This window comes from Natrinema sp. CRL1 (genome assembly GCF_059162405.1).
In genome coordinates, this window is the sequence record NZ_JBLVOY010000001.1 from 1,040,284 (window position 1) to 1,062,043 (window position 21,760).

The window sequence follows — 21,760 nt, forward strand, 5'->3', positions numbered from 1 at the left end:
ATTACTGCGTAGCGTCCGGCGTCCCCGAGGCGAGGGTCCCGAGAGCGAACGGACGAGTCGCGAGCGACGCGTCATGACAGATGGGGGGACGACCGAGGAACGGTCGACGCTCCGACGCTGGCTTGACAGCGACATCGTACAGTCGTCGCCGTTCTGGCTGCCGCCGTTCCTGTTGATGGGCTTTTTCGTCTACGCCGCGATCGGCTGGAACTTCCTGCTCTCGCTGACGGAGTACTCCGGGTTCGGAGACCCCGACTACAGCAACCTCGGTCTGCAGAACTACTGGGCGATGCTGGACGATCCGGGAATGTGGGCGGCGACGCGGAACACGTTCGTCTTGCTCGTGGGATTCACGGTCGTCTGCCTGATCGTCGGCCTGCTCTTAGCACTGCTGCTCGATCGCGAGATCCGCTTTAGCAGGTCGTTTCGGACGATCTATCTCCTTCCGTTCGCCCTTTCGTTCATCGTCACGGCCCAGTTCTGGCGGTGGATGTACAACGTAAACAACGGTATTATCAATCAGTTCATCGGCGTGTTCGGGCTTGGCCCGTACAGTTGGCTGGGGAGTCCAAAACTCGTATTGGGGTCGGTGATATTCGCGCTCGTCTGGCAGTTCAGCGGGTACACGATGATCATCTACCTCGCCGCGCTCCGGTCGATCCCGAACGACCAGTACGAGGCCGCACGGGTCGACGGAGCGAGCACGGCTCGAATGTATTGGCGCGTGATTATTCCGCAGCTACGGCCAGCGATGGTCAGTGCGTCCGTCACGTTAGTGCTGTTCGCGCTGAAGGCCTTCGACTTCCTGTACGCGACCTTCGACGGCTACCGACCCCGCCGTGGGGCCGACATTCTGGCGACCAAGATGGTCCGTGAGTCGTTCGGCCGATCCGAGTGGGCCTACGGGTCCTCGATCGCGCTCATGCTGTTCGCGCTGTCGTTGGCGGTCATCGCACCGTACCTGTACAATCAGTACAAGCGGGGGAACCTATGAGCGAACAATCAGTTACCACCGAGCAAGCGGCGTCGACAGAACACGAGACCAACGGCATTTCGCTCGGCCGCGTAGGGCTGTACGCCACGTTGGTCGGACTCGTCGGGTTCTACTTGATCCCGATCGAGTCCGGACTCGTGACGTCGATCAAAACGTCGGCCGCACTCCAGGAGACCTTCCCGTTCCTTCCACCCTTCTCTGCGAGCGGGATTACGCTCGAGAAGTGGCAGATCGCGTTCGATTTCCTCGCGCCCGGGATGGTCAACAGCATGCTGTTCACCATCCCCTCGACGATTCTGTGTGCGATCCTCGGCAGCATGGCCGCCTACGGGCTGACGCTCGTCAACTGGCGCGGTCAGATCGCCGTGCTGGCGCTGTTCATCGCGGGTATTTTCGTTCCGTATCAGGCGGTGATCGTCCCGCTCTTCCAGTTCTGGAGCCAGTACATGCAACTGGGCGCACGGCTCTCGTTCCTCTGGGGGCTCCCGCTGCTCGAGCCACACCACGCGACGATCCTCGAGTTGATCATTACGCATACGGCCTACGGGATCCCAATCGTGACGCTGCTGTTCCGGTCGCAGTACAAGACGATGTCCGAAGAGATGATCGAAGCCGCACGACTCGACGGCGCGTCGGTCTGGCGGGTCTACCGACGGATCGTCCTGCCACTGTCGATACCGATGTTCGCGGTCGTGTTCATCTTCCAGTTCACCCAGATCTGGAACGAATTTCTGTTCTCGCTGACGATCATCGGGAGCATCAACAATCCGGCTGCGTCCGCGACCCTTATCCTGTCCGGGCTCGGCCAGTCGATGGAGGGCACGGACTACCCGCTCCGGATGGCGGGCGCGTTCATCACGGCGCTTCCGACGCTGCTCGTCTACGTGCTGTTCGCCGACAAGTTCGCGGAGGGGGTACAGACATGACCGACCGACAACGAACGGTATCGAACCGGAGGATTTGACGATGGCAGAAACCCAACTCGACGACGTACGAAAAGTATTCACGGAAAACGACGGCAACGAGATCGTTGCCGTCAACGATGTATCGATCGACATCGAGGACGGGGAGTTCCTCGTTCTCGTCGGCCCCTCGGGCTGTGGCAAGTCGACGACGCTGCGGATGATCGCCGGCCTCGAGACGATCTCGGACGGCGATATTCGCCTCGACGATCGGGTGATCAACGACGTGCCGGCGAAAGACCGGGATATCGCGATGGTGTTCCAGTCCTACGCGCTGTACCCGCACATGACCGTTCGGGAGAACATGGCGTTCGGACTCGAGGAGTCGACGGACCTCTCGGACGACGAGATCACCGCTCGAGTCGAGGAAACCGCCGAAATGATGGGGATCGATCCCCTGCTGGACCGAAAGCCCGGAGAGCTCTCGGGCGGCCAGCAACAGCGGGTCGCACTCGGTCGCGCGATCGTCCGGGAACCCGCCGTGTTCCTGATGGACGAGCCGCTGTCGAACTTAGACGCCAAGCTCCGGGCCCAGATGCGGACCGAGCTCCAGCAACTCCAAGAGCAACTCGAGACGACGACGGTCTACGTGACCCACGATCAGACGGAAGCGATGACGATGGGCGACCGGATCGCCATCCTCAACGACGGCGAACTCCAGCAGGTCGGCACGCCGCTGGAGTGCTATCACGAGCCCGCAAACGTATTCGTCGCGGACTTCATCGGGGAGCCGGCGATGAACTTCTTCGATGTGACGCGTCGCGACACGGACGGCAACGGAGCCGTCCTCGTCAACGAGACACTCGAGTACACCGTCTCGGAGGACATCACGACGGCGATCGGCGGTCGAGACGACCTCGTCTTAGGCGTTCGCCCGGAGGACATTAGCATCGAACGGAGCGAAGGCGACCAACGGCGGGCCGACGGCCACACCGTCCCCGCGTCGGTCACCGTCGTCGAACCAACCGGCGACGAGAACATCGTTTACCTCGATCTCGGTGCGGACAGAAGCGAGCGGATCATCGCGACGATCGACGGCATGAGCCGGGTCGAAGCGGGCGATCGCGTGGTCGTCCACGTTCCCGAGGACGCGGTTCACGTCTTCGACGGGGATACCAACGAGGCGCTTCACAACCGCCGCGTCGAGAGCAACGAGCCGCGAGTGCCGAACGTCTGATCGGCGCTGATCGGCCCCGAATCCGGCGTTGTCAGACGGTTGCAGCGCTAGTTCTTTCGTTCCGCCGCGAGTGGTAGCCGGCCGTTTTTGGCTCGAGCCGAGTCAGTTGCCCGACGCTCGAGCGTAGCCGACGCCGACGACGCGGGCGCTTGCGACGAGGAGGTAGGCGGCCGCCGCCGCAGAGATAAGCCCCGATGCGTCGCCGCGACGGGCGGAGACGCCGACGAGCCACACCGCGAGGACGACGAAAGAGAACCCGCCGATCCACCGTAGGAGGTACGCCGGGGCGGTCAACACGGGGAGTAACGTCTCGGGCTCGAGGGCCGTACGGAGGCGGCCAGTCGAGGCAGTTGTGGCGACTACGGCCGGGTAGGTGTACGCACACGCGACGAAGAAAAACAGCGACGCGGTCGAGGAGACCAGCGAGAACAGTCCCGCGCCGCTCTCGAGTCCGAGCGCCGCCGGCGTCGTGGTCAGTGATCGCGCCAGCAGGGCGATCGGCGGGGCCAGAAAGACGATCGACAACGCGAGCGCCGCGAGGCCGGGTCTGACCACCGCTCGGATCGGCGGTTGTGACTGCTGGTCGGCGGCTCCGAGAACGACCGCCGCCGTTCCCGAGAGGATTACGGTGGCGATGACCGCGACGAGCGCGGGGCCGAGCGCGGCGATCGACGGCGAGAACGCCGCCGCGTACCGCAGTCCGACCGCGATCGCGACGACACAGACGCTACTCCTGAGCAGCGCCGCCCGTCCGACCGCGTCGCCGACCGGGTACCGGAGCGCGTCGGCGATCATATCCGCATCCGACCGCGTCTCTCGAGCGGTCGGTCGAGACCGTCTGCATCCATACGGAGCGAGTGGAACGGTCGGGGCAAAAGCGTCGTGGTCTCGAGTCCATCAGGTGAAATCCACCGACAGCCGGAGGTCGTCTCGAGCGCGGTCGCGCAGGGCCACCTGCAGGTTCTCTCGACTGCGGTCGTGGACGCGACGCGCGACCTCGAGGTCGACGTCGTAGATCGTCGGCGTCCCCCAACTGAACGTCCGCGAACTGGCGGTGTCGACGGCCACCGACGCCAGCCCGAGCCGTCGCTGGAAGATCGACCGCCGCGTCGAGACCGTCTGGATGCGGTAGTAGGGGATTACGGTCGTCCGGCGCTTCCAGAACCCGGTCCGGATCACGAGGTGGTCCTCGCCCACGAAGTAGCCCAGATGCACGTACTTCAGGTGCGCCGCGGGCGGCACCGCCGCGAAGACGATCGCGGCGACATACCAGCGCTCGAGGGCGGAGACCTGTGCGAGCCCGAACGCGATCGCGACGATGACGGCGGCGACGATGGCGTAGCGGACGAGATAGCGCCGGCGGGCGAGCGTCGGTGGACGCCGGAACTGGGGCGGCTCGACGCCGGTGAGGTTCTCGGCGAAGCGCCGGATCCGACTCGTGTCGGCGAGGGGAACAGCCGACTGGCTGCCGCCGCTGCTCTCGGGGCCGTAGCCGGCGGTCTCGACCCAGAGGCCGGCGTAGCCGAGCAGTCGCTGGAGGGGGTTGTCGGTGATCGTTACGGCCTGAATCTTGTCGGCGGGGACCGAGCCGCTGTAGCGCTGGAACAGGCCGCGTTCGTAGACGAAGTCCTCGTCGGCACGTCCCAACTGGAAGTCGTAGTACGCGACGAACGTGTACCCGGCGTTGAGGACGTACGTAACGGCAATCGCGTTGATCATCGAGACCAGCGTCAGGATACCATAACTGCCGACGGAGCCGCTTCCGAGGGCCGCCGGGCCGCCGAACGGCTGGGCGACGGCGACGAGGTAGTCGAGAATGGGGTCGCTCGCGACGGCGAAGACGAAGAGCAGTCCCGCGGCGGCGGCCGGCCGAAACGACGAGAGCGAGTACAACAGGAGTTCCCGCGGCTCGAGCGCGAACAACTGCTGCCGTCGGGGGCCGGCGTACTGGGTCTCCTCGCGAGCCCGGTCCGCGGACGGCGTCTCTCCGGATTCGAACGCTGAATCCGCTGTTCCATCGTCGGCTCGAGCGCCCGACGAGTCGGGAGACGGATCGCTATCGGTGCCGGTATCAGTGCCGGTGCCAGCACCAGCGCCGGCCTCGGCCGAATCGGCCTCGCGTCGGCGCTGTTTCACCGCGGCGGTTCGCCGCCGGATGTCACGTTGCAGTCGGTTCGCTTCCGCCTCGCTGACGAACCTGAGCGTCGCCTCGGTCTCACCGCCGCCGGCAGTCTCGATCGAGACGACGGCGAGTCCGAGCACCCGCTGGAGGACCCCGCGCGCGACGTCGACGTTCTGGATGCGACCGTAAGGAATCTCGCGGGATCGCTGGGAGAACACGCCAGAGGTCACGTCGAAGGTGTCGTCGGTGACCTCGTAGGTAAAGCGATAGTAGTACGCGAGGCCGTAGCCGACGCCGGCAACGAATCCAATCGGGGCCAGCACGAACGTCCAGCCGACGTCGACGAAATCGAAGAGGCTCGAGAGGATCATGACGACGAAAAACGGCATCGAGAGGCCGGTGACGCCGCGCTGGATCGCCATCGAGACCGCGCTGAGCGAGTGGAGTCGGTTCATTTCAGACGGCATCCTCGGCCTCGCTCTCGACGGCCAGTTCGCGGAGCGTGTTCTGCAGGCTCCGGGCGCGGTCCGGCGTCAGCCCCGGAATCCGAACGTCGGCGTTTCGGGATCCGGCGGTGTAAACGACGACGCTCGAGAGGCCGAGCACCCGCTCGACGGGGCCGAACTGGGTGTCGACGTGCTGGACTCGCACGAAGGGGACCGCGGTCTCGACGAAGGTGACGACGCCCCGCTCGAGATAGAGGGCGTCGTCCTGGAGTTCGAACTGCCAGACTTGATAGAGACGAATAGCGTAGATACTGCCGAGAACGAGCGTGACCGCGACGACGGCGGCGATCGCCGCCGGCGGCACGGAGAAATCGACCGGGAGCACGGCGGGTAGCCATTGCTCGAGAGCGACGAGGGCGACGGCGATCACGACCGCGGCGAGCGCGCCGCGGGCGATCCAGAGTAGTCGGATGCGGGGATGCAGCGATTCCATGTTCGATACATGTCAGGACCGGTGGATAAAGCTACGGTTCCGGGGACACGGCGCGGATATCGGCTCACCGACGGCGGATTTGTCTGGTGCTCAGTCGTTTGTGGGAACCGTAAGGACGGGAACCGACACCGATTTGCGGACCCGTTCGGTGACGCTCGTCGGCGAAAGGAATCGGCGGAAACCGGACCGAGATGGCTCACCCAGAACGATGAGGTCGACATCGTTGCGTCTCACATACCCGACGATTTCCTCGACGGGGTCGCCGTATCGGAGTCGCTTTGCGACCGGGATGTCGACCTCGGCGGCCGCGTCGCCGACCGCATCCAGCGCCGTCTCGGCACTCTCTTCCCGCCGCTCGACCACCATATCCCACCGGTCGACGGACGCGTTCATCGGGACGACCGACAGCGTCTCGACTCGCCCGTCGTGACGGGCGGCCTCCGCGACGGCGACCGACCCGACCACCTTGTCGGTCTCGCCGTCGATCGCGACGAGAACGCGGTCGAACGTCTCTGCGATCGTCGACTGTTCATCTGAAGCGTGAAGTTCGCCATTCGTGGTCGATTCGTTCGTTCCACTCGAGGACGATGCCATTACGTCGTGCTAGCGTCCGGAGGGGAATATAATTGTCCAGAAAATCATGCATGCCGTATCAGGGTTTCACTCCTCGCGTCCGAATCGCTCCGTGAAGGCGCTTCACGGCGTGAAACGAGTCGGCGGGATCGGAATTCGTTCAGCGTGGAACCCGACCGATCGCGGCTACTCGGCCTCGAGGTCGTCGTACTCCTCGGGGGTGTACGTCGACAGCTCGAGGGCGTGGATGTCGGTCGTCATGTGATCGCCCAAGGCATCGTAGACCGCTTGGTGTTGCTGGACGAGCGGGAGACTGTCGAAGACTGGCGAGACGACGGTCGCGGCGAGGTGGTCCTCGTCGTGTTCGTCTCGTGCGTGCGTGACCGTGGCGTCGGCGTCCTCGAGGTTCGACTCGATGATCTCCTCGACATCGGCTGGCTTCATAGGGGACTGTTGGTCGCTCGCGGCAAAAGCACCGCGGTCGCGGTCGGTGGCGTACCCGGTTCAGAACGGCACGTCGTCGGGCACGTCGCGTCCCGACGATCCCCCGGCCATCCCGTCGAACCCGGTGGTGACGTCGACGTAGTCGATCGGATCGATCTCGGCGGGCAGCCGCTGCTGGATCACCTGGGTCGTCATCGAACTAACGCCGCAGCCGCTACAGGCCCCGGACAGAGCGATCGAAATGCGTCCCTCCTCGAGGTCGACCTCGGTGATCGCGGACTCACCGCCGTGGGCCTCGATCTGGGGGAAGTTTCGGCGGAGGAACAGCGATACGTCTTCCCGGACGGCGTCCTCGGCCGACTGCTCCGGCTCGGACTGGCTCATGGGTGAGCCAAGGGTCCGGAACGGTATATACTGTCGGGCGAACCGATTCTTGCCGGGATCGCGGACGGACGGACACGGCAACTCGAGCCGCGATGGCGTCGGCTTTATGCCCGCTCGCGACGCCGTCCCCGCTATGTCACTGGCAGCCGAGACGCGCCGGGCGGTCGACCGCCGCCCGTTCCTCCGGACCGCGCTGCGAGCCGGCGTCGTCAACTACACCGCCGCTGCCCGTACCCTCGCGGTCGACGGCGAGACCGACGCCATCGCGACGGCGCTGCGCCGGTACGCCGAGGAATTACCGGCCTACGAGACCGAGTCGCGGGACGTTCGCGTACGCATGGAGAGCGGAATCGGACGGCTCGAGCGCGGGACGGACGAAGCGGCCGGAACCGGCGCGGACGACGAGACCGACGAGCCGCTCCTCCGCGTCGGCGGGACGGCCGTCGGTCCCTGTGACGGGGATTGGACCGCGATCATCGCCGCCGGCGAGGTCGATACCACGGCGCTCGCCGACGTGCTGGCGCGACTCTCGCTCGAGGACATCTCCCCGGCCGCGGCGGGCGTCGCCGACGGGACGATGGTGGTCGTGGTCGATCGACTCGAGGGCGCGAACGCGCTTCGGGCGGTCGAAGAGGCGCTCGAGCGAGCGGATGTCGAGAGGGCGTGACGGATTTCCGTCTCAGTCTTCGCTGCTGTCGTACGCCTCGCTGAACGCCCACTCGCGGCGGAGGAGTTCTTCGACGCCGTGCTCGAGGATGACCTCGCCGAGGATCGTCGCCCTGTAGTACGTGTACAGCCCCTCGCTGTCCCGTTCGGTCCGGACGCGCTTTTCGATTAACCCCACGTCTTGGAGTTTGCCGAGATGGTAGTGGAGGGTGCTGTCGTCGACGTCCATCATCGAATCGAGTTCCGTGGGCGTCAGTTCGTCCGTCCGGGAGAGCCGGTAGACGATCTCGAAGCGGGTCCGGTTGCCGATCGCGGCCTGCATCTCGAGGTACTCCTCGAGTGAGAGGACGCTTCGCTCCGGGAGGAGGTCGTCCGGATCGTCAATTCGCGTGTGGTCCGTCCTCATCGAATCCCACCGTAACGTACGACCCTTCGTTTCTTAGTCGTTTGCGGGCCGGGATCTACTGAAAGCGCCCTTCTTTATAAGACGGTATTCGGGTTAATCGAGACGGTCCGACGGTTCGTCCTCACGACGATGAACCGCGAGCGATTCAGCGACCTCGAGTCGCTCGATCAATGACGGTTAGCTGTCGAGGTCGGCTTCGCTCGCCGGATTCCGTCGGGGTCGCGCCGTCTTCGGTGTCGTCCACGCCGGCGACGGCAGTATCGCGTTGAATGGCGATCTGTTCTCGCGGCGATCCTCCGCGAGCGCCTCGTCCACGTGTCATCACACGCTTTAACTTTCGTCCGGAGGAAGTGCGCGTAATGACCCTGCACGTGACGAACACGTTGACGGGCGCAAAAGAGCCGTTCGAGCCACGGGACCCCGAGAACGTTCTCCTCTACTACTGTGGCCTGACGGTCTCCGATCCGCCGCATCTGGGCCACGCGCGGTCGTGGGTCCACGTCGACGTCATGCACCGCTGGCTCGAGTTCCTCGGCTACGACGTGCGTCACGTCGAGAACTTCACCGACGTCAACGAGAAGATCGTCGCCCGCGTCGGCGAGGACGAGTTGGGCGAAGACGAGAGCGCGGTCGCCGAGACCTATATCCAGCGGACGATCGACGACATGCGCTCGCTGAACCTCCTGCGCGCGGAGGTCTATCCGCGGGTATCCGAGCACGTCCCCGAGATCATCGATCTCGTCGAGACCTTGATCGAGAAGGGCTACGCCTACGAGTCCAACGGCTCGGTCTACTTCGACGTCACCAGCTTCGAGGAATACGGCAAACTCTCGAATCAGGAACTCGGCGAGATCGAGTCACAGGGCGATCCCGACGAGCGCACCGAAAAGCGCAATCCGGCGGACTTCGCCCTCTGGAAGGCCGGCGGCGTCGACGAGAGCGCGGTCGCGGAACATCGCCACGAGGGAGTCGACCACGGCGACGACCCGCCGGCGGGCCTGACCTGGGACTCCCCGTGGGGCGAGGGCCGCCCCGGCTGGCACATCGAGTGCTCGGCGATGAGCATGACCCACCTGGACGAAACCTTAGATATCCACGTCGGTGGCCGGGATCTGGTCTTCCCCCACCACGAAAACGAGATCGCCCAGTCCGAGGCCGCGACCGACCAGCAGTTCGCCAACTACTGGCTCCACTGCGAACTGTTCCAGATGGACGAGGAGAAGATGTCCTCGAGTCTGGGCAACTTCGTCACGGTCGAGGAGGCGATCGACCGCTGGGGCACCAATATCATGCGGACGTTCCTGACCGCCGGCTCCTACAACAGCAAGCAGCTGTACTCGGACGAGACGATCGCCGAGGCCGAGGAGCGGTGGGACCAACTCGAGCGAGGGTACGAGGCGGCCGTCGAGGCGCTGGACTCGCCGGATGCGAGTTCGAAGGTCACGGACGAGTCGTTCCGCGACGAAATCGACGGCGCGCGCGAGGCGTTTACGACCGCGATGAACGACGACTTCAACACGCGGGAGGCCCAGTCGGCGCTGCTGTCGGTCGCGACGGGGATCAACCGCCATCTCGAGGCCGCGAGCGGAGACGGGGACGCTCTCGAGGGCTACGATTACCGCGGGCTCCGGCGCGCCGTCGAGACGCTCGAGGAACTGGGCGGCGTACTCGGACTCTCCTTTGCGGGCGAGACGACGGGATCGGCGGAACTCGCCGGCGACGTCGTCGATCTCGTGCTCGAGGTGCGCGAGCAAGAACGCGAAGCCGGTAACTACGAGCGCGCCGACGACCTGCGCGATGAACTCGAGGCGCTCGGAATCGAAGTACAGGACACGGACGACGGGTCGGCGTATCGGTTGCCGTCCAGTGAGTGACGGTTCGGTCCGACACGGTCGGGCGACAAGACGTCTCAAGTAGATTGCGCTCATAGAGAGCATCATGACTGCTGACTCGTTCGTCGCGGCCGGGTTCGACGCCCTCTCCGCACGCACCGCTATTCTCGACGACGAGGGGGAAATCGTCTACACGAACCGAGCGTGGGATTCCTTTGGCGCTGAACAGGGATTGATCGAAAGCGCGGGCGGAATCGGCAGTAACTACCTCGCCGTCTGTGATGCCAGCGATGACGCCGATGCGACGGCGACGGCGCGGGGCATTCGGGCAGTCACAGCCGGCGAACAAGAGGAGTTTTGCCTCGAGTATCCCTGCCACATGCCGGGCGAAGAGGGCTGGTATCTGATGCAGGCGACGCCGTACGAACACGACGGCGACACGTACGTCCTCGTGATGCACGTCGATATCACCGAGCGACGACTGGCCGAGCAACGGAACAGAGAGCAGGCCGAACGGATGGAATCGTTCGCGAAACTGCTCTCACACGACCTCCGCAATCCGTTATCGGTCGCCCTGGCACACGCGGAGATGCTCGAGTTGGACGACGATGTCGCCCTCGAGCGGGATGGCGACGACGGCCCCAGTCCGTTGCGGTCGTCGCTTGAGCGCATGGAGTCGATCATCGACGATGCGTTGGTGCTCGTCACCGTCGACGTGGTCGAGGAGACCGAACTGATTCCGCTCGCGACCGCAGTCGAAACCGCGTGGACCACCGTCCGAACCGGGTCGGCGACCGTTTCGATCCGCGACGATGTCGCGATCCGTGCGGACGCCTCGCTCGTGAGTCACCTCTTCGAGAACCTGTTCCGAAACGCCGTGGAACACGCCGGCGATCACCCCCACGTCGAGATCGGGGCGCTCGAGCGAGAGACGAGAGCCGATAGTACCTCCGCCCCGATGTTGGGAGAGGACGGCATCGGGGAAGAGGTCGGGGATTGGTCGGGCGAAGAGACCGCGTTCGACGGGTTCTATATCGAAGACGATGGGCCGGGAATTCCGACCGATCGGTGCGACCGGGTGTTCGAGTCGGGATACTCGGGCGACGGTGGCTCGGGCTTCGGCCTCGCGATCGTTCGGACGGTCGCCGACGCACACGACTGGTCGGTTTCGGTGACGACGGGCAGCGACGGCGGTGCCAGATTCGAAGTCCGGGGCGTCTCGATGATCGGCGTGTAGGCGACGGACCTGTGATCTCGAGGGACCGTCATCAGGGAGTGAAGACCACCGCGGTGCTTATTTCTCCGACGCTGGTCGGAGTGAGTGACATGGACCGACGGCAGTTCCTCGGCGCGCTCGCGGCTGGCGGCGTCGGCACGGCGGCCGGTTGCCTCAGCGGGGTCGCCGACGATGCAACGACGTTTACCGCGGCACCGGCACGTGTCTCCGAGGATGCGGCGTCAGAAACCGGCTACGAGTATCGGGGCACGCGAAAGCGCGTCGACGAGCGACAGGTCGGCGGCGAGGACGTCGAGGCGACGAGCTACCTCAGCACGTACGACCGATCGATCGATCTGCCGTCCGGGCGGTTCGGCGACGAGCCGGTCCGGGCCGGCGCGTTCGGCGTCGGTACGACGCCGCAGGTCAGCGTCGGTGGCGAGGACTTCAACCCGATCAGCGACCTCTCGAACAGGGACATTGCGGCCCGCATTCAGGGACAGTACGAGGGCCTCGAGATCGTCCGCGCCGTCGGCGGTCGGGCACTCGAGGGACTGGGTGTGCGATTCTCCCTCGAGTCTTACGAGGGGACCGCGACCTTACAGGGCGAGTTCGAGGTCGATGTCGCCCTCGATATCGTCCAGCGCGAGCACGAGGACGACCACATCGTGGTCGCCGCGATCTATCCGCTTGAGGATGTGCTCCCGACGGAGTCAGAACAGGAGCGGATCGACGCGCTGATCCGCGGCCTGCAGAGCTACGACGACCTCGAGGTCGATATCGTCGAAAGCGACGGCTGGGGCAGATCCAGTAACTGACCGCGGTCGTCGAAAAGATAATTTTCGCTTGCTGGATTCGTGGGCGCTAGAGCCCGATTGCGGCGGCGATCGAGAGCCCGCTCGCGAGCGCGCCGAGCAGATAGCCGCCGATCGCGCCGCCGTTGAGCAGCGGCAATCCGGCGTGGGCTCGCCCCTTGAGGACCATCCACATCAGGACGAGCAGGCCGGCGATCGTTCCGAGCGACGCGCCCAGCGCCGGCAGGTTGAGCGCGATACCGGGAATCGGGAGCGTACCAACATCGAGGAAGGCAGCTGCGCTGGCGACCAGAATCGTTGGAATGACCGCGTCGCCGAGGCCGATGAACAGCGCGTCGCGATCGAGCGCGTCCGCATCGGTTTCAGCAGTGTCTGGGTCTGGTTCGGCGGCGTCCGACCCGGTCGCGTCGGTTTCCGTGTCCGACTCGGTCTCATCGGGCTCGTCGCCGCCGTCCTCGAGGACGTCGTCGGTGCTGCCGGCGGCGAGATAGGAGTACGAGAGGGTCATCGGGACAACGAGGACGACGGGAATCTTGAGGTCCATAACGCCCTCGGCGAGGTCGAGCATGTGTTCGGTGCCGTAGACGCTGATGGCGTCGTAGATCGCGAGCGCGGAGAGCAAGACCAGTGCGGGGAGTACGCCGAAGCTGATCCCGAAGAGGGCGGCGGCACCGGCACCCATTACGATCCCGGCGCTGTCGATGACGTACCACTCGGGGTACCACAGCAGCGCCGCGCCGACGGCAAGCGAGGCGGCGATCGCGAGGGCGTCTGCGACTCCATCGGAGACGAAGGGGCCGACCAGCGACGGGACGAGTTCGGCGAAGACGTACCACGAGATCATCACGCTGACGCCGACGAGCAAGAGCCTGATGAGGTTGTCCAGATCGTACTTGAACGCGGCGAGCATGAGCCCGGTCGCGACGAGCATGACGCCGACGTAGAGGATGCTGTTGGTTGGATCTTGGGGGTTCTCGACGGCCTGTCGTTCCGACTCGGTGAAGGGCTCGAGCAGCGCGAGCGCCCCGAGTTGGACGCCGAGAAACAGGAGGACCGTCACGCCGACGGCGGCGAGGATCCGGGTTCGGTCGTTCATGCCGCGGCGTTTGCACCCCGCTCGTATTGGCTTTTCCACTCCGGATTCGTCGGGAATCGAGCGGCGAGCCACCGGCCTACGCGGGCGAAGACCGTGCGACCGTGCCAGTCCCGAACGGCTGTGGCTACCGCGCGTACAGCGTCGATCCTACCAGCGATGGCAGGTGGACGCCGTCGTCCGGCGTCACTGCCAGATACGGTCTGGAGACGGGGCCGAAGACATCGACGACGCGGCCGACGCTCTCGAGATTGTCGTCGAGGACCATCGTCCCGATTTCGTCGCGGAACGCGTCGGTATCGGCGTCGTCCCCGTCGGAGTCGTCCGCTCGGAGGACGGCGAGGCCCTGTGCGGTGCGGACGACGGACCCAACTCGGCGCATCAGTCCCGCATCGCGACGACGTACGCCGCCACGGCTTGGACGAGGTCGTTCTTCGAGTCGTCGGCCCCGCGAACGACGACCCGGCCTCGGTCGGCCCAGTGTTCTCGGGAGTAGGCTTTGTCCCGCTCGATCGTGGCGTCGTACCCGATCTGCTGGACGGCCTTCGCGATCTCATCGACCGTCGGTTCCTCGACCGCCAGATCCTCGGCCACGCGCCGTCCCTCGGCCCGCGAGAGGGCCGCATCGAGATAGGCGGGCCAGATGACGTTCTCGACCATGCGCGTTGCTGGGAGGGCCGGCGAGTAAACCCTTTTCAAAACGATACGTCGGGGTTCACCGCGAGTTCGAACGGCAAACGCGAAAACCGAGCGGTATCGGGTATCGGATTTCGGGTTATCGTCGACGCGCGACGACCGCGCTGGCGGCCAGCACGGCGACTAACGCGGCGGTAATACCGAAACCGGGGATAGCGCTCTCGTTGCTCGCATCGTCGTCAGATCCGTCGTCGCTCTCATTACCCGCCTCGAGTTCGTCGCTCACTTCTTCGTAGGCCTCAGGGTGGACCGCTTCGAAGATATTCACGATCGCGTCGACGATTCCGGGTGCGGGCTGGCTGATCTGATTCGCGTCGACGGCGAGGACGTTGCCGTCTTGATACGCCGTCGTCGCCTGCACCGACTCGTGGATCGGCGGCTCCTCCCTGTCGTCGGGATGGATGATCCACTCGGGGTTCTCGTCGACCACCGTTTCGGCGTTGATCGTCCCGTATCCCTCAATACCGGCTCGTTCCGCGACGTTTTCGAGGCCCGCCGTCGTCATCGCTTCGTGAATGAACGTTCCCGTCCCGGCGGTGTAGCCGTCACCCATCGCGTAGTAGGCCAGCGGTCGCTCTTCGTCCTCGAGTGCGGTCTCGACGATCTCGAGTTGCTCGTCCATCCAGTCGACGGTCGCCTCGGCACCGTCGCACTCGCCGGTGAGTTCGCCGGTCGTCAGGACGTTGTCGCGAACGTCGTCGAGGGACTCGGCGTCGTCGAAGTGGTAGACGGTGAGGCCGGCGTCGCGGAGTTGCTCGACGTTCTCGCTGTCCGTCGAGTTGGCGGCCAAGACGAGATCCGGATCGAGATCGACCACCCGCTCGGGAACGAGCTGGTAGTTGTCCGAGATCGCCGTTCGATCGCCGGATTCGAGGTCGCTCGTCGCGGGGTTGTCGGGCATCCCGACGAGCCGGTCTTCGGCACCGATCTCGAACACCGTCTGGGCGTCGCTGGGCTGGAGCGCCACGATCGACTCAGGTCGCTCCTCGAGCGTGATCGTCTCGCCCGTGGCGTCGGTCATCTCGAGAGGAAACTCGCAGTCGGGGGTCGATTCGCCGCCGTCCGACTGCCCGGCTGCGGCGGGCGCGAACGCGGAAACGGTGAGTAATACGGCCAAGAGGACGGCAAGTTGTCGTCGCATCGTCTCCCCTTCCACCCCACTTCAACAAATATTTGACTGCTGCAAGCTTGCTTGTCGTGTATGTATCGACCGGCCCGCACGGCGGCGTGGTCGGCCGGACTCCTCATCTTGCTGGTCGCCGTTACCCTCACGAGCGCCGCGCTCGGCCCGGTCAGGATCGACCTCGTGACGGTCGCGATGGCGATGCTGAACGCGATCGTCGTCCCCACGAGCGTGACCGTCGGCAGCACCTCCGTTCCGCTCCTCGGGGTCTCGGTTCCGGTACCAGGACTCGAGTATGCCACGGTCTTCTCGTTCGACGTTCCGGCGACCCGCCAGATCATCGTCGCGGACATCCGGCTGCCGCGCATCGCGCTCGCGGCGACGGTCGGGCTCGCACTCGCCGCTGCGGGGACGGTGATGCAGGGGTTCTTTCGGAACCCGCTCGCCGATCCGTCGATCATCGGCGTGTCGTCGGGGGCTGCCGCGGGCGCGGTGGCCGCAATCGCGTTCCCGGCGCTGATTCCGTTCGGCGGCCTCCACCTCTCGGCGTTCGTCGGCGCGCTCGGGACGGCGTTTCTCGTCTACGGGATCGCGACCGACGGCGGTCGGACGCCGGTCGCGACGCTGTTGCTCGCCGGCGTCGCGGTCCAGGCCTTTCTCGGCGCGATGATCTCCTATATGCTCGTCCACAGCGGCGATTCGCTCAGGGAGGCCGTCTTCTGGATGATGGGCCATCTCAACAACAGCCAGTGGAGCGACGTGCGCTTCGCCCTGCCGATCGCGCTGATCGGCGTGCTGATCCTCTGTGCGTTCCGGCGGGAACTGAACGTCCTCCTGCTCGGCGAGGAGGACGCCCACCACCTCGGGATCGAGGTCGAGCGGACCAAACTGCTCTTGCTCGCGCTCGCGAGCGTCGTCACCGCTGCCGGGGTTGCGGTCGCGGGTGTCATCGGCTTCGTCGGCCTCGTCGTCCCGCACATCATGCGGTTGATCGTCGGCCCTGACCACCGTATCCTGTTGCCGACGAGCGCGCTCGCGGGGGCCTCCTTCCTCGTCGCGACGGATACCCTCGCCCGGGCGGGACCGGCCGTCGTCCCGGTCGGAATCATCACGGCCGCGCTAGGCGCGCCGTTTTTCCTGTTCCTGCTCACCCGCCGGGAGGTGCACTCGCTGTGAGCGACCCCGACTCCGAATCCGAATCCGGGAACGGGGACGGGAACGAAATCACCGGCCGCGATTCGGCGACGATCACCGTCGACGGCTGCTCGCTATCGTTCGGTGACCTCTCGGTGCTCGAGGACGTTTCCCTCGAGATCGAGTCCGGAGAACTCGTCGGCTTCGTCGGGCCGAACGGGGCCGGGAAGACGACGCTGCTTCGGCTCATCAGCGGCGCGCTCGATCCCGATTCGGGAACGATCGCGGTGGACGGCGTCGACGTTCACGACGCGTCCTCGCGGGCCTCGAGCCGGCTCGTTTCCGTCGTGCCACAGGACACGTCGCTCTCGTTTTCGTTTCCCGTCCGGGACGTCGTCGAGATGGGGCGCCATCCCCACCGCTCGCGGTTTTCCTCGCCGTCGCCCGAGGACCGCGCCGCGGTCGAACGCGCCCTCGAGCGGACCCGCACGGCCGACCTCGCGGACCGGCCGATCGACGAGGTCAGCGGCGGCCAGCGCCAGCGGGTCGTGCTGGCGCGAGCGATCGCCCAGGCGACGCCGGTCATGCTGCTCGACGAGCCGACGGCGAGCCTCGACATCAACCATCGGGTCGAGACCCTCGAGTTGGTCCGCGAACTGGTCGGGGAGGGCCGGACCGTGGTCGCGGCGATCCACGATCTGGATCTGGCGGCGCGCTACTGCGACCGGATCGTGTTGCTCGCCGACGGAGCGGTCGCCCGGGACGGCCCGCCGTCAGAAGTGGTGACCAGCGGCGCGCTCGCGGAGTCGTTCGACGCGAACGCGGTCGTGACGCCGAACCCGGTGACGGGGACCGAGACGGTGACCGCGTTCGCGACCGACCGCGAGGCGGTGTCGCTTCCGGATCGAGTACACGTACTCGGGTCCGGCTCGGCCGCTTCCGGCGTCGTCGCCCGCCTCGAGGCCGCGGGGATCGAAACGACGCTCGGTCCGGTCACGAGCGGCGATGCGGCGGCCGAGACGGCCCGTTCGCTCGAGATCGACGCGCTCGAACTCGAGCCGTTCACGCCGCTTTCCCCCGCGGATCGGGCCGAATCCGAACGGCTGGTTCGCGAGGCCGATGTGGCGGTCGCTGCGGGCGTCGGCGGTGCCGGCGAGGGAATCCTCGAGCGACTGGACGGAACGGTACCGCTTGTCGTCGTCCGAGACCGGTCGGCCGCCGACTCGTCGCGCTCGGATTCGGTGATAGGAGACGCCGCCAGCCGAGACCAGCGCTGGGCTCGGAACGGAGAGCGTGCGCTCGAGGCGACGCCGGAGACGGTGCTGGCGGTGGTCTCCGAAGCGGCCGCGCGGTGGACTCAGTCAGTGTCCTCGGCCGACTCGGCCGACCCTGCCGAGGACTAACGGAACCGATCGACGGGGACAGCCGGACTGGACGGTTTTTTACCCCTCCGCCACCGAGTGGCCGCCAATGACCGAGTACGATTACGAGTCCCTCGGACTCGTCGCCGGGCTGGAGATCCACCAGCAACTCGATACGGCGACGAAGCTGTTCTGCCAGTGTCCGACCGAGCTCCGCGAACCCGAAGCGTCGTCGCGTTCGTTCACGCGCTATCTGCACCCGACGCGGAGCGAACTGGGCGAACTCGACGACGCCGCCGTCGAGGAGAGCAAGGTCGAACGCGAGTTCGAATATCTCGCCTACGACACGACCTGCCTCGTCGAGGAAGACGACGAACCGCCCCACGAGCTCGACGAGGAAGCCCTCGAGACGACCCTTGAGGTCGCCCAGCTCATGGACATGAGCCCCGTCGATCAGGCCCACGTCATGCGCAAGATCGTCGTCGACGGCTCGAACACGACGGGCTTCCAGCGCTCGTCGCTGATCGCCACCGACGGCGAAATCGAGACCAGCGAGGGCACCGTCGGCATCGAGGACATGCTGCTCGAGGAGGAGAGCGCCCAGCGCGTCGAAGAGACGGAGGAGGGCGTGTGCTACAGCCTCGATCGGCTGGGAATTCCGCTGGTCGAAATCGGGACGAGTCCTGACATCTCGAGCCCCGAGCAGGCCCTCGAAGCGGCCGAGCGGATCGGGATGCTCCTGCGCTCGACCGGGAAGGTAAAGCGCGGGCTGGGGACGATCCGACAGGACGTCAACGTCTCCATCGAGGAGGGCGCTCGCGTCGAGATCAAGGGTGTCCAGAGCCTGGACGATATCGACGATATCGTGCGCAACGAGGTCGGCCGGCAGGCCGAACTCGTCGAGATTCGGGACGAACTCGAGACGCGCGAGGCGTCGGTCGGCGACGTACAGGACGTGACTGCGGTCTTCGAGGGGACCGAGAGCGGCGTCATCGGCGGCGCGCTCAGTTCGGGCGGCTCCGTGATGGCGGTGCCGCTGTACGGTTTCGACGGCATCGTGGGCCGCGAGATCGCCCCGGATCGGCGGCTCGGCACCGAACTCTCGGATCACGCGAAGCGCCACGGCGCGGGCGGGATCTTCCACACCGACGAACTGCCGGCCTACGGCGTGACTGACGGGGAGGTCGCGGCCCTGCGCGACGCGGTGGGGGCCGGTCCCGACGACGCCGTCGCCATCGTCGCCGCCGACACCGAGGTGGCCGAATCGGCTATCGAGGCCGCCGCCGAGCGCGCCGAAACCGCACTCGAGGGCGTCCCCGAGGAGACCCGCGGCGCGAACGACGACGGGACGACGCGATACCTGCGGCCGCTGCCCGGCGCGGCGCGGATGTACCCCGAGACGGACGTACCGCCCGTCGAGCCGGACCCGAGCGAGGTGCCCGAGCCGGAACTGCTGACCGCAAAGGTCGACCGCTATCAGGACGAGTACGACCTCGGCGAGGGGCTTGCCGAGCAGGTCGCCTACGGCGAGTACATGCCGCTGTTCGAGGACGTCGTCGCCGACGGAATCTCCGCGAGCGACGCGAGCGGAGGCTCGTCGGACTCGTCCGACGGTGTCGACCCGACGCTCGCGGCATCGACACTCGAGTCGACGCTGACCGAACTGCGCCGGGACGACGTTCCCGTCGAGAAACTGACGCGGGACCACCTCGAGGGCGTCCTCCGCATGGTCGAGGACGGCGACCTTCCCAACGAGGGCGTGCCGGACCTACTCACGGTGCTTGCCGAGGAGCCGGAGCGGACGGCTGAGGAGGCGGCCGAAGACGCCGGGCTCGGTGGCGCAGACGAGGCCGAGGTCCGGGAGGCGATCGCCGAGGTCGTAGACCGAAACGAGAGTCAGGTCGAAGCAGAGGGGATGCAGGCCTTTTCGGGGCTCATGGGTGAGTGCATGGGTGCGCTGCGCGGGAAGGCCGACGGCGACCTCGTGAGCGAACTCCTGCGCGAAGAGATTCAGAAGCGAGCGTAACGCCGGTCGCGATCGGGCCAGTATCGGTTTTCACTCGTCGGTCAGTTCCTCGAGCAGCGTCTCTAGCTCGTAGCTCTGGAGTGCATCGCGTTCCTCGACCGCCGAGATGACGAACGTCGAGTCGGTTCGCTCGACGCCCTCGAGTTGCTCGAACTCGGCGATCAGCCGCTCGACCATCCCGCTATCGCTGAGCCGGGCGATGACGATGAAATCCGTCTCGCCCATCGTGAAGTAGACGTTCGTGACGCCCTCGACGGTCAGCAGCCGATCCGCGAACTCCTCGTAAGAGCCCTGATAGTCGGCGTGGATCTCGACCAGTACGGTGACGCCGAGCCCGAGTGCCTCGAGGTCGATATCGTAGCGGTCGTTTGCGATGATGCCCTCCTCGCGGAGGTTGTTGAGCCGGTAGTGGATCGTCGAGATCGGGATGCCGGTCGCCTCGTGGAGTCGTTCGGGGCTCCCTGTCTCGCGTTCGGCGATCGCCTTGAGCAGGCGCACGTCGCGGTCGTCCATAGCGGCGGGTACGACCGCGGCACATATATGTTCGTCGACCGATGTAATTGGAGTTTTCTACAAGACACACATCGGTTGTAGATCGGTATTCGAAGTACATCCATATGTATGATTTTCAATTCGGCAAACAGCGGCCTTTCGTAGAAGGATGTAAATACAGCCAGCAGTTTCGAAGGAAGTATGACAATGTTGCGTTCACTGCCAGACGGGTACCGCGAGGCGGTGCTCTTTTCGATACTCGCACTGTGCTGGGGTAGTTCGTTCGTCGCGATCGAGATCGGCCTCGAGTACGTCCCGCCGCTGCTGTTCGCCGGCGCTCGGTACGCGATCGCGGGCGCTATCGTCTTCGGATACGCGGCCGTGGCGAGCGATCGACTCCGACCGGTCGGTCGGGCGGAGTGGGCGGCCGTCGCCATCGCCGGCGTCTTCGTCATCGCGCTCTATCACGGTCTCCTGTATCTCGGCGAGTTGTACGTCTCGGGGGCGGTGGCGGCGACCATCGTCAGCACGGCCCCGATACTGACGGCGGCGTTCGCCGGCGTCTTGCTCCCGGAGGAGCGGCTGGCCCCCGCCGGCGTCGCGGGCTTCGTGCTCGGACTGGTCGGCGTGATCGCCGTCGTCCAACCCTCGTCGGTCGGGCTCGAAAGCGAGATCGCCATCGGTGCCGTCTTGGTGTTCGCCTCGGCCGTCGCGTTCGCGCTCGGGGGCGTGCTCGTTCGCCCGCTCGATTCGGCCCTGCCGATCGAGACGCTGCAGGCGTGGGCGATGCTCGTCGGCGCCGGCGTCTTGCTGGGCTGGTCGATCCTCCGCGGCGAATCGGTTGCCTCGGTCGAACTGACCCACGAGATGCTGCTCTCCTTTGGCTACCTGACCCTCGTCTCGGGCGCGTTCGCGTTCTTCCTCTACTTCGAACTGCTCGAGCAGGCCGGGGCGACGCAGGTCGTCCTCGTCAGTTACGCCGAGCCGGTGGTCGCGATGGGCGTGAGCTGGGTCGTCGTGGGCTATCTCGTCGACTCGCTCACGCTCGTCGGCCTGCTGACGATCCTCGCGGGCTTCGTCGTTATCAAACGCACCGCGCTTCGCTCTCTGCTTCGCTCGGCGCTCGAGGGGCACTCGACCACGACATCGTGATCGCGGGCAGCGCTGTTGCGGTCGGCCAGACGACGGCACCGCTTTCGCCGCTCGGCTGACTTTACTCTCCCTGACGGTCACGCCGGCTGGGACGCTGCCATATCTGCGTCGTCGAAAACATTTATGCGGATACACATTGCCGACTCACGTGAC

Annotated in this window: 23 protein-coding genes; 11 read left to right on the plus strand and 12 right to left on the minus strand. The window is 65.8% G+C overall.

The genetic code is table 11. From position 1 onward, the window contains the following. The first annotated feature begins 73 nt into the window (after positions 1-73). From ACJYUO_RS05405 to ACJYUO_RS05415, 3 genes are read left to right on the plus strand one after another with little or no spacing between them, the layout of a single operon-like run. Complete coding sequence (locus tag ACJYUO_RS05405) at positions 74-994, plus strand: carbohydrate ABC transporter permease (RefSeq protein WP_494344360.1); 921 nt, start codon at positions 74-76, stop codon at positions 992-994. After that, on the plus strand, positions 991-1,920 hold the full coding sequence (locus ACJYUO_RS05410) for a carbohydrate ABC transporter permease (RefSeq protein ID WP_494344361.1): 930 nt from the start codon (positions 991-993) through the stop codon (positions 1,918-1,920). Before ACJYUO_RS05405 ends, ACJYUO_RS05410 begins: the two co-directional genes overlap by 4 nt. A gap of 40 nt (positions 1,921-1,960) precedes the next feature. Next, positions 1,961-3,133, plus strand: coding sequence for an ABC transporter ATP-binding protein (locus ACJYUO_RS05415; RefSeq protein ID WP_494344362.1), 1,173 nt, complete (start codon positions 1,961-1,963; stop codon positions 3,131-3,133). 102 nt (positions 3,134-3,235) lie between these two features. Here the strand turns inward: ACJYUO_RS05415 and ACJYUO_RS05420 are convergent, their stop codons facing one another. The 6 genes from ACJYUO_RS05420 to ACJYUO_RS05445 form a co-directional block, all read right to left on the minus strand. Then, positions 3,236-3,928: a hypothetical protein gene (locus tag ACJYUO_RS05420; protein WP_494344363.1), complete on the minus strand. Its 693-nt coding sequence runs from the start codon at positions 3,926-3,928 to the stop codon at positions 3,236-3,238. A gap of 102 nt (positions 3,929-4,030) precedes the next feature. Further along, a complete protein-coding gene (locus ACJYUO_RS05425) occupies positions 4,031-5,710 on the minus strand; it encodes a PH domain-containing protein (RefSeq protein ID WP_494344364.1) in 1,680 nt (559 codons plus the stop codon). A 1-nt stretch (position 5,711) separates the two neighbouring features. Next, on the minus strand, positions 5,712-6,194 hold the full coding sequence (locus tag ACJYUO_RS05430) for a PH domain-containing protein (protein ID WP_494344365.1): 483 nt from the start codon (positions 6,192-6,194) through the stop codon (positions 5,712-5,714). A 90-nt stretch (positions 6,195-6,284) separates the two neighbouring features. Further along, the gene (locus tag ACJYUO_RS05435) at positions 6,285-6,788 is read right to left on the minus strand and encodes a universal stress protein (protein ID WP_494344366.1); all 504 of its coding nucleotides are present in this window, start codon (positions 6,786-6,788) and stop codon (positions 6,285-6,287) included. Between the two features lie 165 nt (positions 6,789-6,953). Beyond that, on the minus strand, positions 6,954-7,211 hold the full coding sequence (locus ACJYUO_RS05440) for a BolA family protein (RefSeq protein WP_494344367.1): 258 nt from the start codon (positions 7,209-7,211) through the stop codon (positions 6,954-6,956). 60 nt (positions 7,212-7,271) lie between these two features. Next, positions 7,272-7,595: a NifU family protein gene (locus ACJYUO_RS05445; RefSeq protein ID WP_494344368.1), complete on the minus strand. Its 324-nt coding sequence runs from the start codon at positions 7,593-7,595 to the stop codon at positions 7,272-7,274. Between the two features lie 106 nt (positions 7,596-7,701). Between ACJYUO_RS05445 and ACJYUO_RS05450 the strand changes: the two genes are divergently transcribed. Next, positions 7,702-8,262 (plus strand): DUF7523 family protein, encoded by a 561-nt coding sequence (locus tag ACJYUO_RS05450; RefSeq protein ID WP_494344437.1) that lies wholly within the window; start codon positions 7,702-7,704, stop codon positions 8,260-8,262. 12 nt (positions 8,263-8,274) lie between these two features. Here the strand turns inward: ACJYUO_RS05450 and ACJYUO_RS05455 are convergent, their stop codons facing one another. Beyond that, a complete protein-coding gene (locus tag ACJYUO_RS05455; protein ID WP_494344369.1) occupies positions 8,275-8,667 on the minus strand; it encodes a helix-turn-helix domain-containing protein in 393 nt (130 codons plus the stop codon). Between the two features lie 359 nt (positions 8,668-9,026). Here ACJYUO_RS05455 and cysS point away from each other — a divergent pair, with 359 nt between their 5' ends. From cysS to ACJYUO_RS05470, 3 genes are all read left to right on the plus strand, one after another. After that, on the plus strand, positions 9,027-10,541 hold the full coding sequence (cysS, locus tag ACJYUO_RS05460; protein ID WP_494344370.1) for a cysteine--tRNA ligase: 1,515 nt from the start codon (positions 9,027-9,029) through the stop codon (positions 10,539-10,541). 61 nt (positions 10,542-10,602) lie between these two features. Continuing rightward, complete coding sequence (locus ACJYUO_RS05465; protein WP_494344438.1) at positions 10,603-11,736, plus strand: PAS domain-containing sensor histidine kinase; 1,134 nt, start codon at positions 10,603-10,605, stop codon at positions 11,734-11,736. 89 nt (positions 11,737-11,825) lie between these two features. Next, positions 11,826-12,533 carry a DUF6517 family protein gene (locus ACJYUO_RS05470; RefSeq protein WP_494344371.1) on the plus strand — a complete coding sequence of 236 codons (708 nt, stop codon included), beginning with the start codon at positions 11,826-11,828 and terminating at the stop codon, positions 12,531-12,533. A 46-nt stretch (positions 12,534-12,579) separates the two neighbouring features. Here ACJYUO_RS05470 and ACJYUO_RS05475 read toward each other — a convergent pair whose 3' ends face one another. The 4 genes from ACJYUO_RS05475 to ACJYUO_RS05490 form a co-directional block, all read right to left on the minus strand. Continuing rightward, positions 12,580-13,626, minus strand: a complete 1,047-nt coding sequence (locus ACJYUO_RS05475; protein ID WP_494344372.1) for a presenilin family intramembrane aspartyl protease PSH — start codon at positions 13,624-13,626, stop codon at positions 12,580-12,582. A 124-nt stretch (positions 13,627-13,750) separates the two neighbouring features. Then, the gene (locus ACJYUO_RS05480; protein ID WP_494344373.1) at positions 13,751-14,005 is read right to left on the minus strand and encodes an H/ACA ribonucleoprotein complex subunit GAR1; all 255 of its coding nucleotides are present in this window, start codon (positions 14,003-14,005) and stop codon (positions 13,751-13,753) included. Then, positions 14,005-14,283 (minus strand): signal recognition particle subunit SRP19, encoded by a 279-nt coding sequence (gene srp19 / locus ACJYUO_RS05485; protein WP_494344374.1) that lies wholly within the window; start codon positions 14,281-14,283, stop codon positions 14,005-14,007. The genes ACJYUO_RS05480 and srp19 overlap by 1 nt, the downstream gene beginning before the upstream one ends. A gap of 115 nt (positions 14,284-14,398) precedes the next feature. Next, a complete protein-coding gene (locus ACJYUO_RS05490) occupies positions 14,399-15,460 on the minus strand; it encodes a PGF-CTERM-anchored ABC transporter substrate-binding protein (protein ID WP_494344375.1) in 1,062 nt (353 codons plus the stop codon). Positions 15,461-15,520: 60 nt separating this feature from the next. On the opposite strand from ACJYUO_RS05490, the gene btuC reads away from it, so the two are divergent. The 3 genes from btuC (at position 15,521) to gatE (ending at position 19,963) form a co-directional block, all read left to right on the plus strand. Then, the gene (gene btuC / locus ACJYUO_RS05495; protein WP_494344376.1) at positions 15,521-16,618 is read left to right on the plus strand and encodes a vitamin B12 ABC transporter permease BtuC; all 1,098 of its coding nucleotides are present in this window, start codon (positions 15,521-15,523) and stop codon (positions 16,616-16,618) included. Beyond that, positions 16,615-17,979 carry an ATP-binding cassette domain-containing protein gene (locus ACJYUO_RS05500; protein ID WP_494344377.1) on the plus strand — a complete coding sequence of 455 codons (1,365 nt, stop codon included), beginning with the start codon at positions 16,615-16,617 and terminating at the stop codon, positions 17,977-17,979. Before btuC ends, ACJYUO_RS05500 begins: the two co-directional genes overlap by 4 nt. A 67-nt stretch (positions 17,980-18,046) precedes the next feature. Continuing rightward, positions 18,047-19,963, plus strand: coding sequence for a Glu-tRNA(Gln) amidotransferase subunit GatE (gene gatE, locus ACJYUO_RS05505; RefSeq protein WP_494344378.1), 1,917 nt, complete (start codon positions 18,047-18,049; stop codon positions 19,961-19,963). Between the two features lie 30 nt (positions 19,964-19,993). Here gatE and ACJYUO_RS05510 read toward each other — a convergent pair whose 3' ends face one another. Continuing rightward, positions 19,994-20,476, minus strand: a complete 483-nt coding sequence (locus ACJYUO_RS05510; protein ID WP_494344379.1) for an Lrp/AsnC family transcriptional regulator — start codon at positions 20,474-20,476, stop codon at positions 19,994-19,996. Between the two features lie 180 nt (positions 20,477-20,656). On the opposite strand from ACJYUO_RS05510, the gene ACJYUO_RS05515 reads away from it, so the two are divergent. Then, positions 20,657-21,607, plus strand: a complete 951-nt coding sequence (locus tag ACJYUO_RS05515; protein WP_494344380.1) for a DMT family transporter — start codon at positions 20,657-20,659, stop codon at positions 21,605-21,607. Positions 21,608-21,760: the final 153 nt, after the last annotated feature.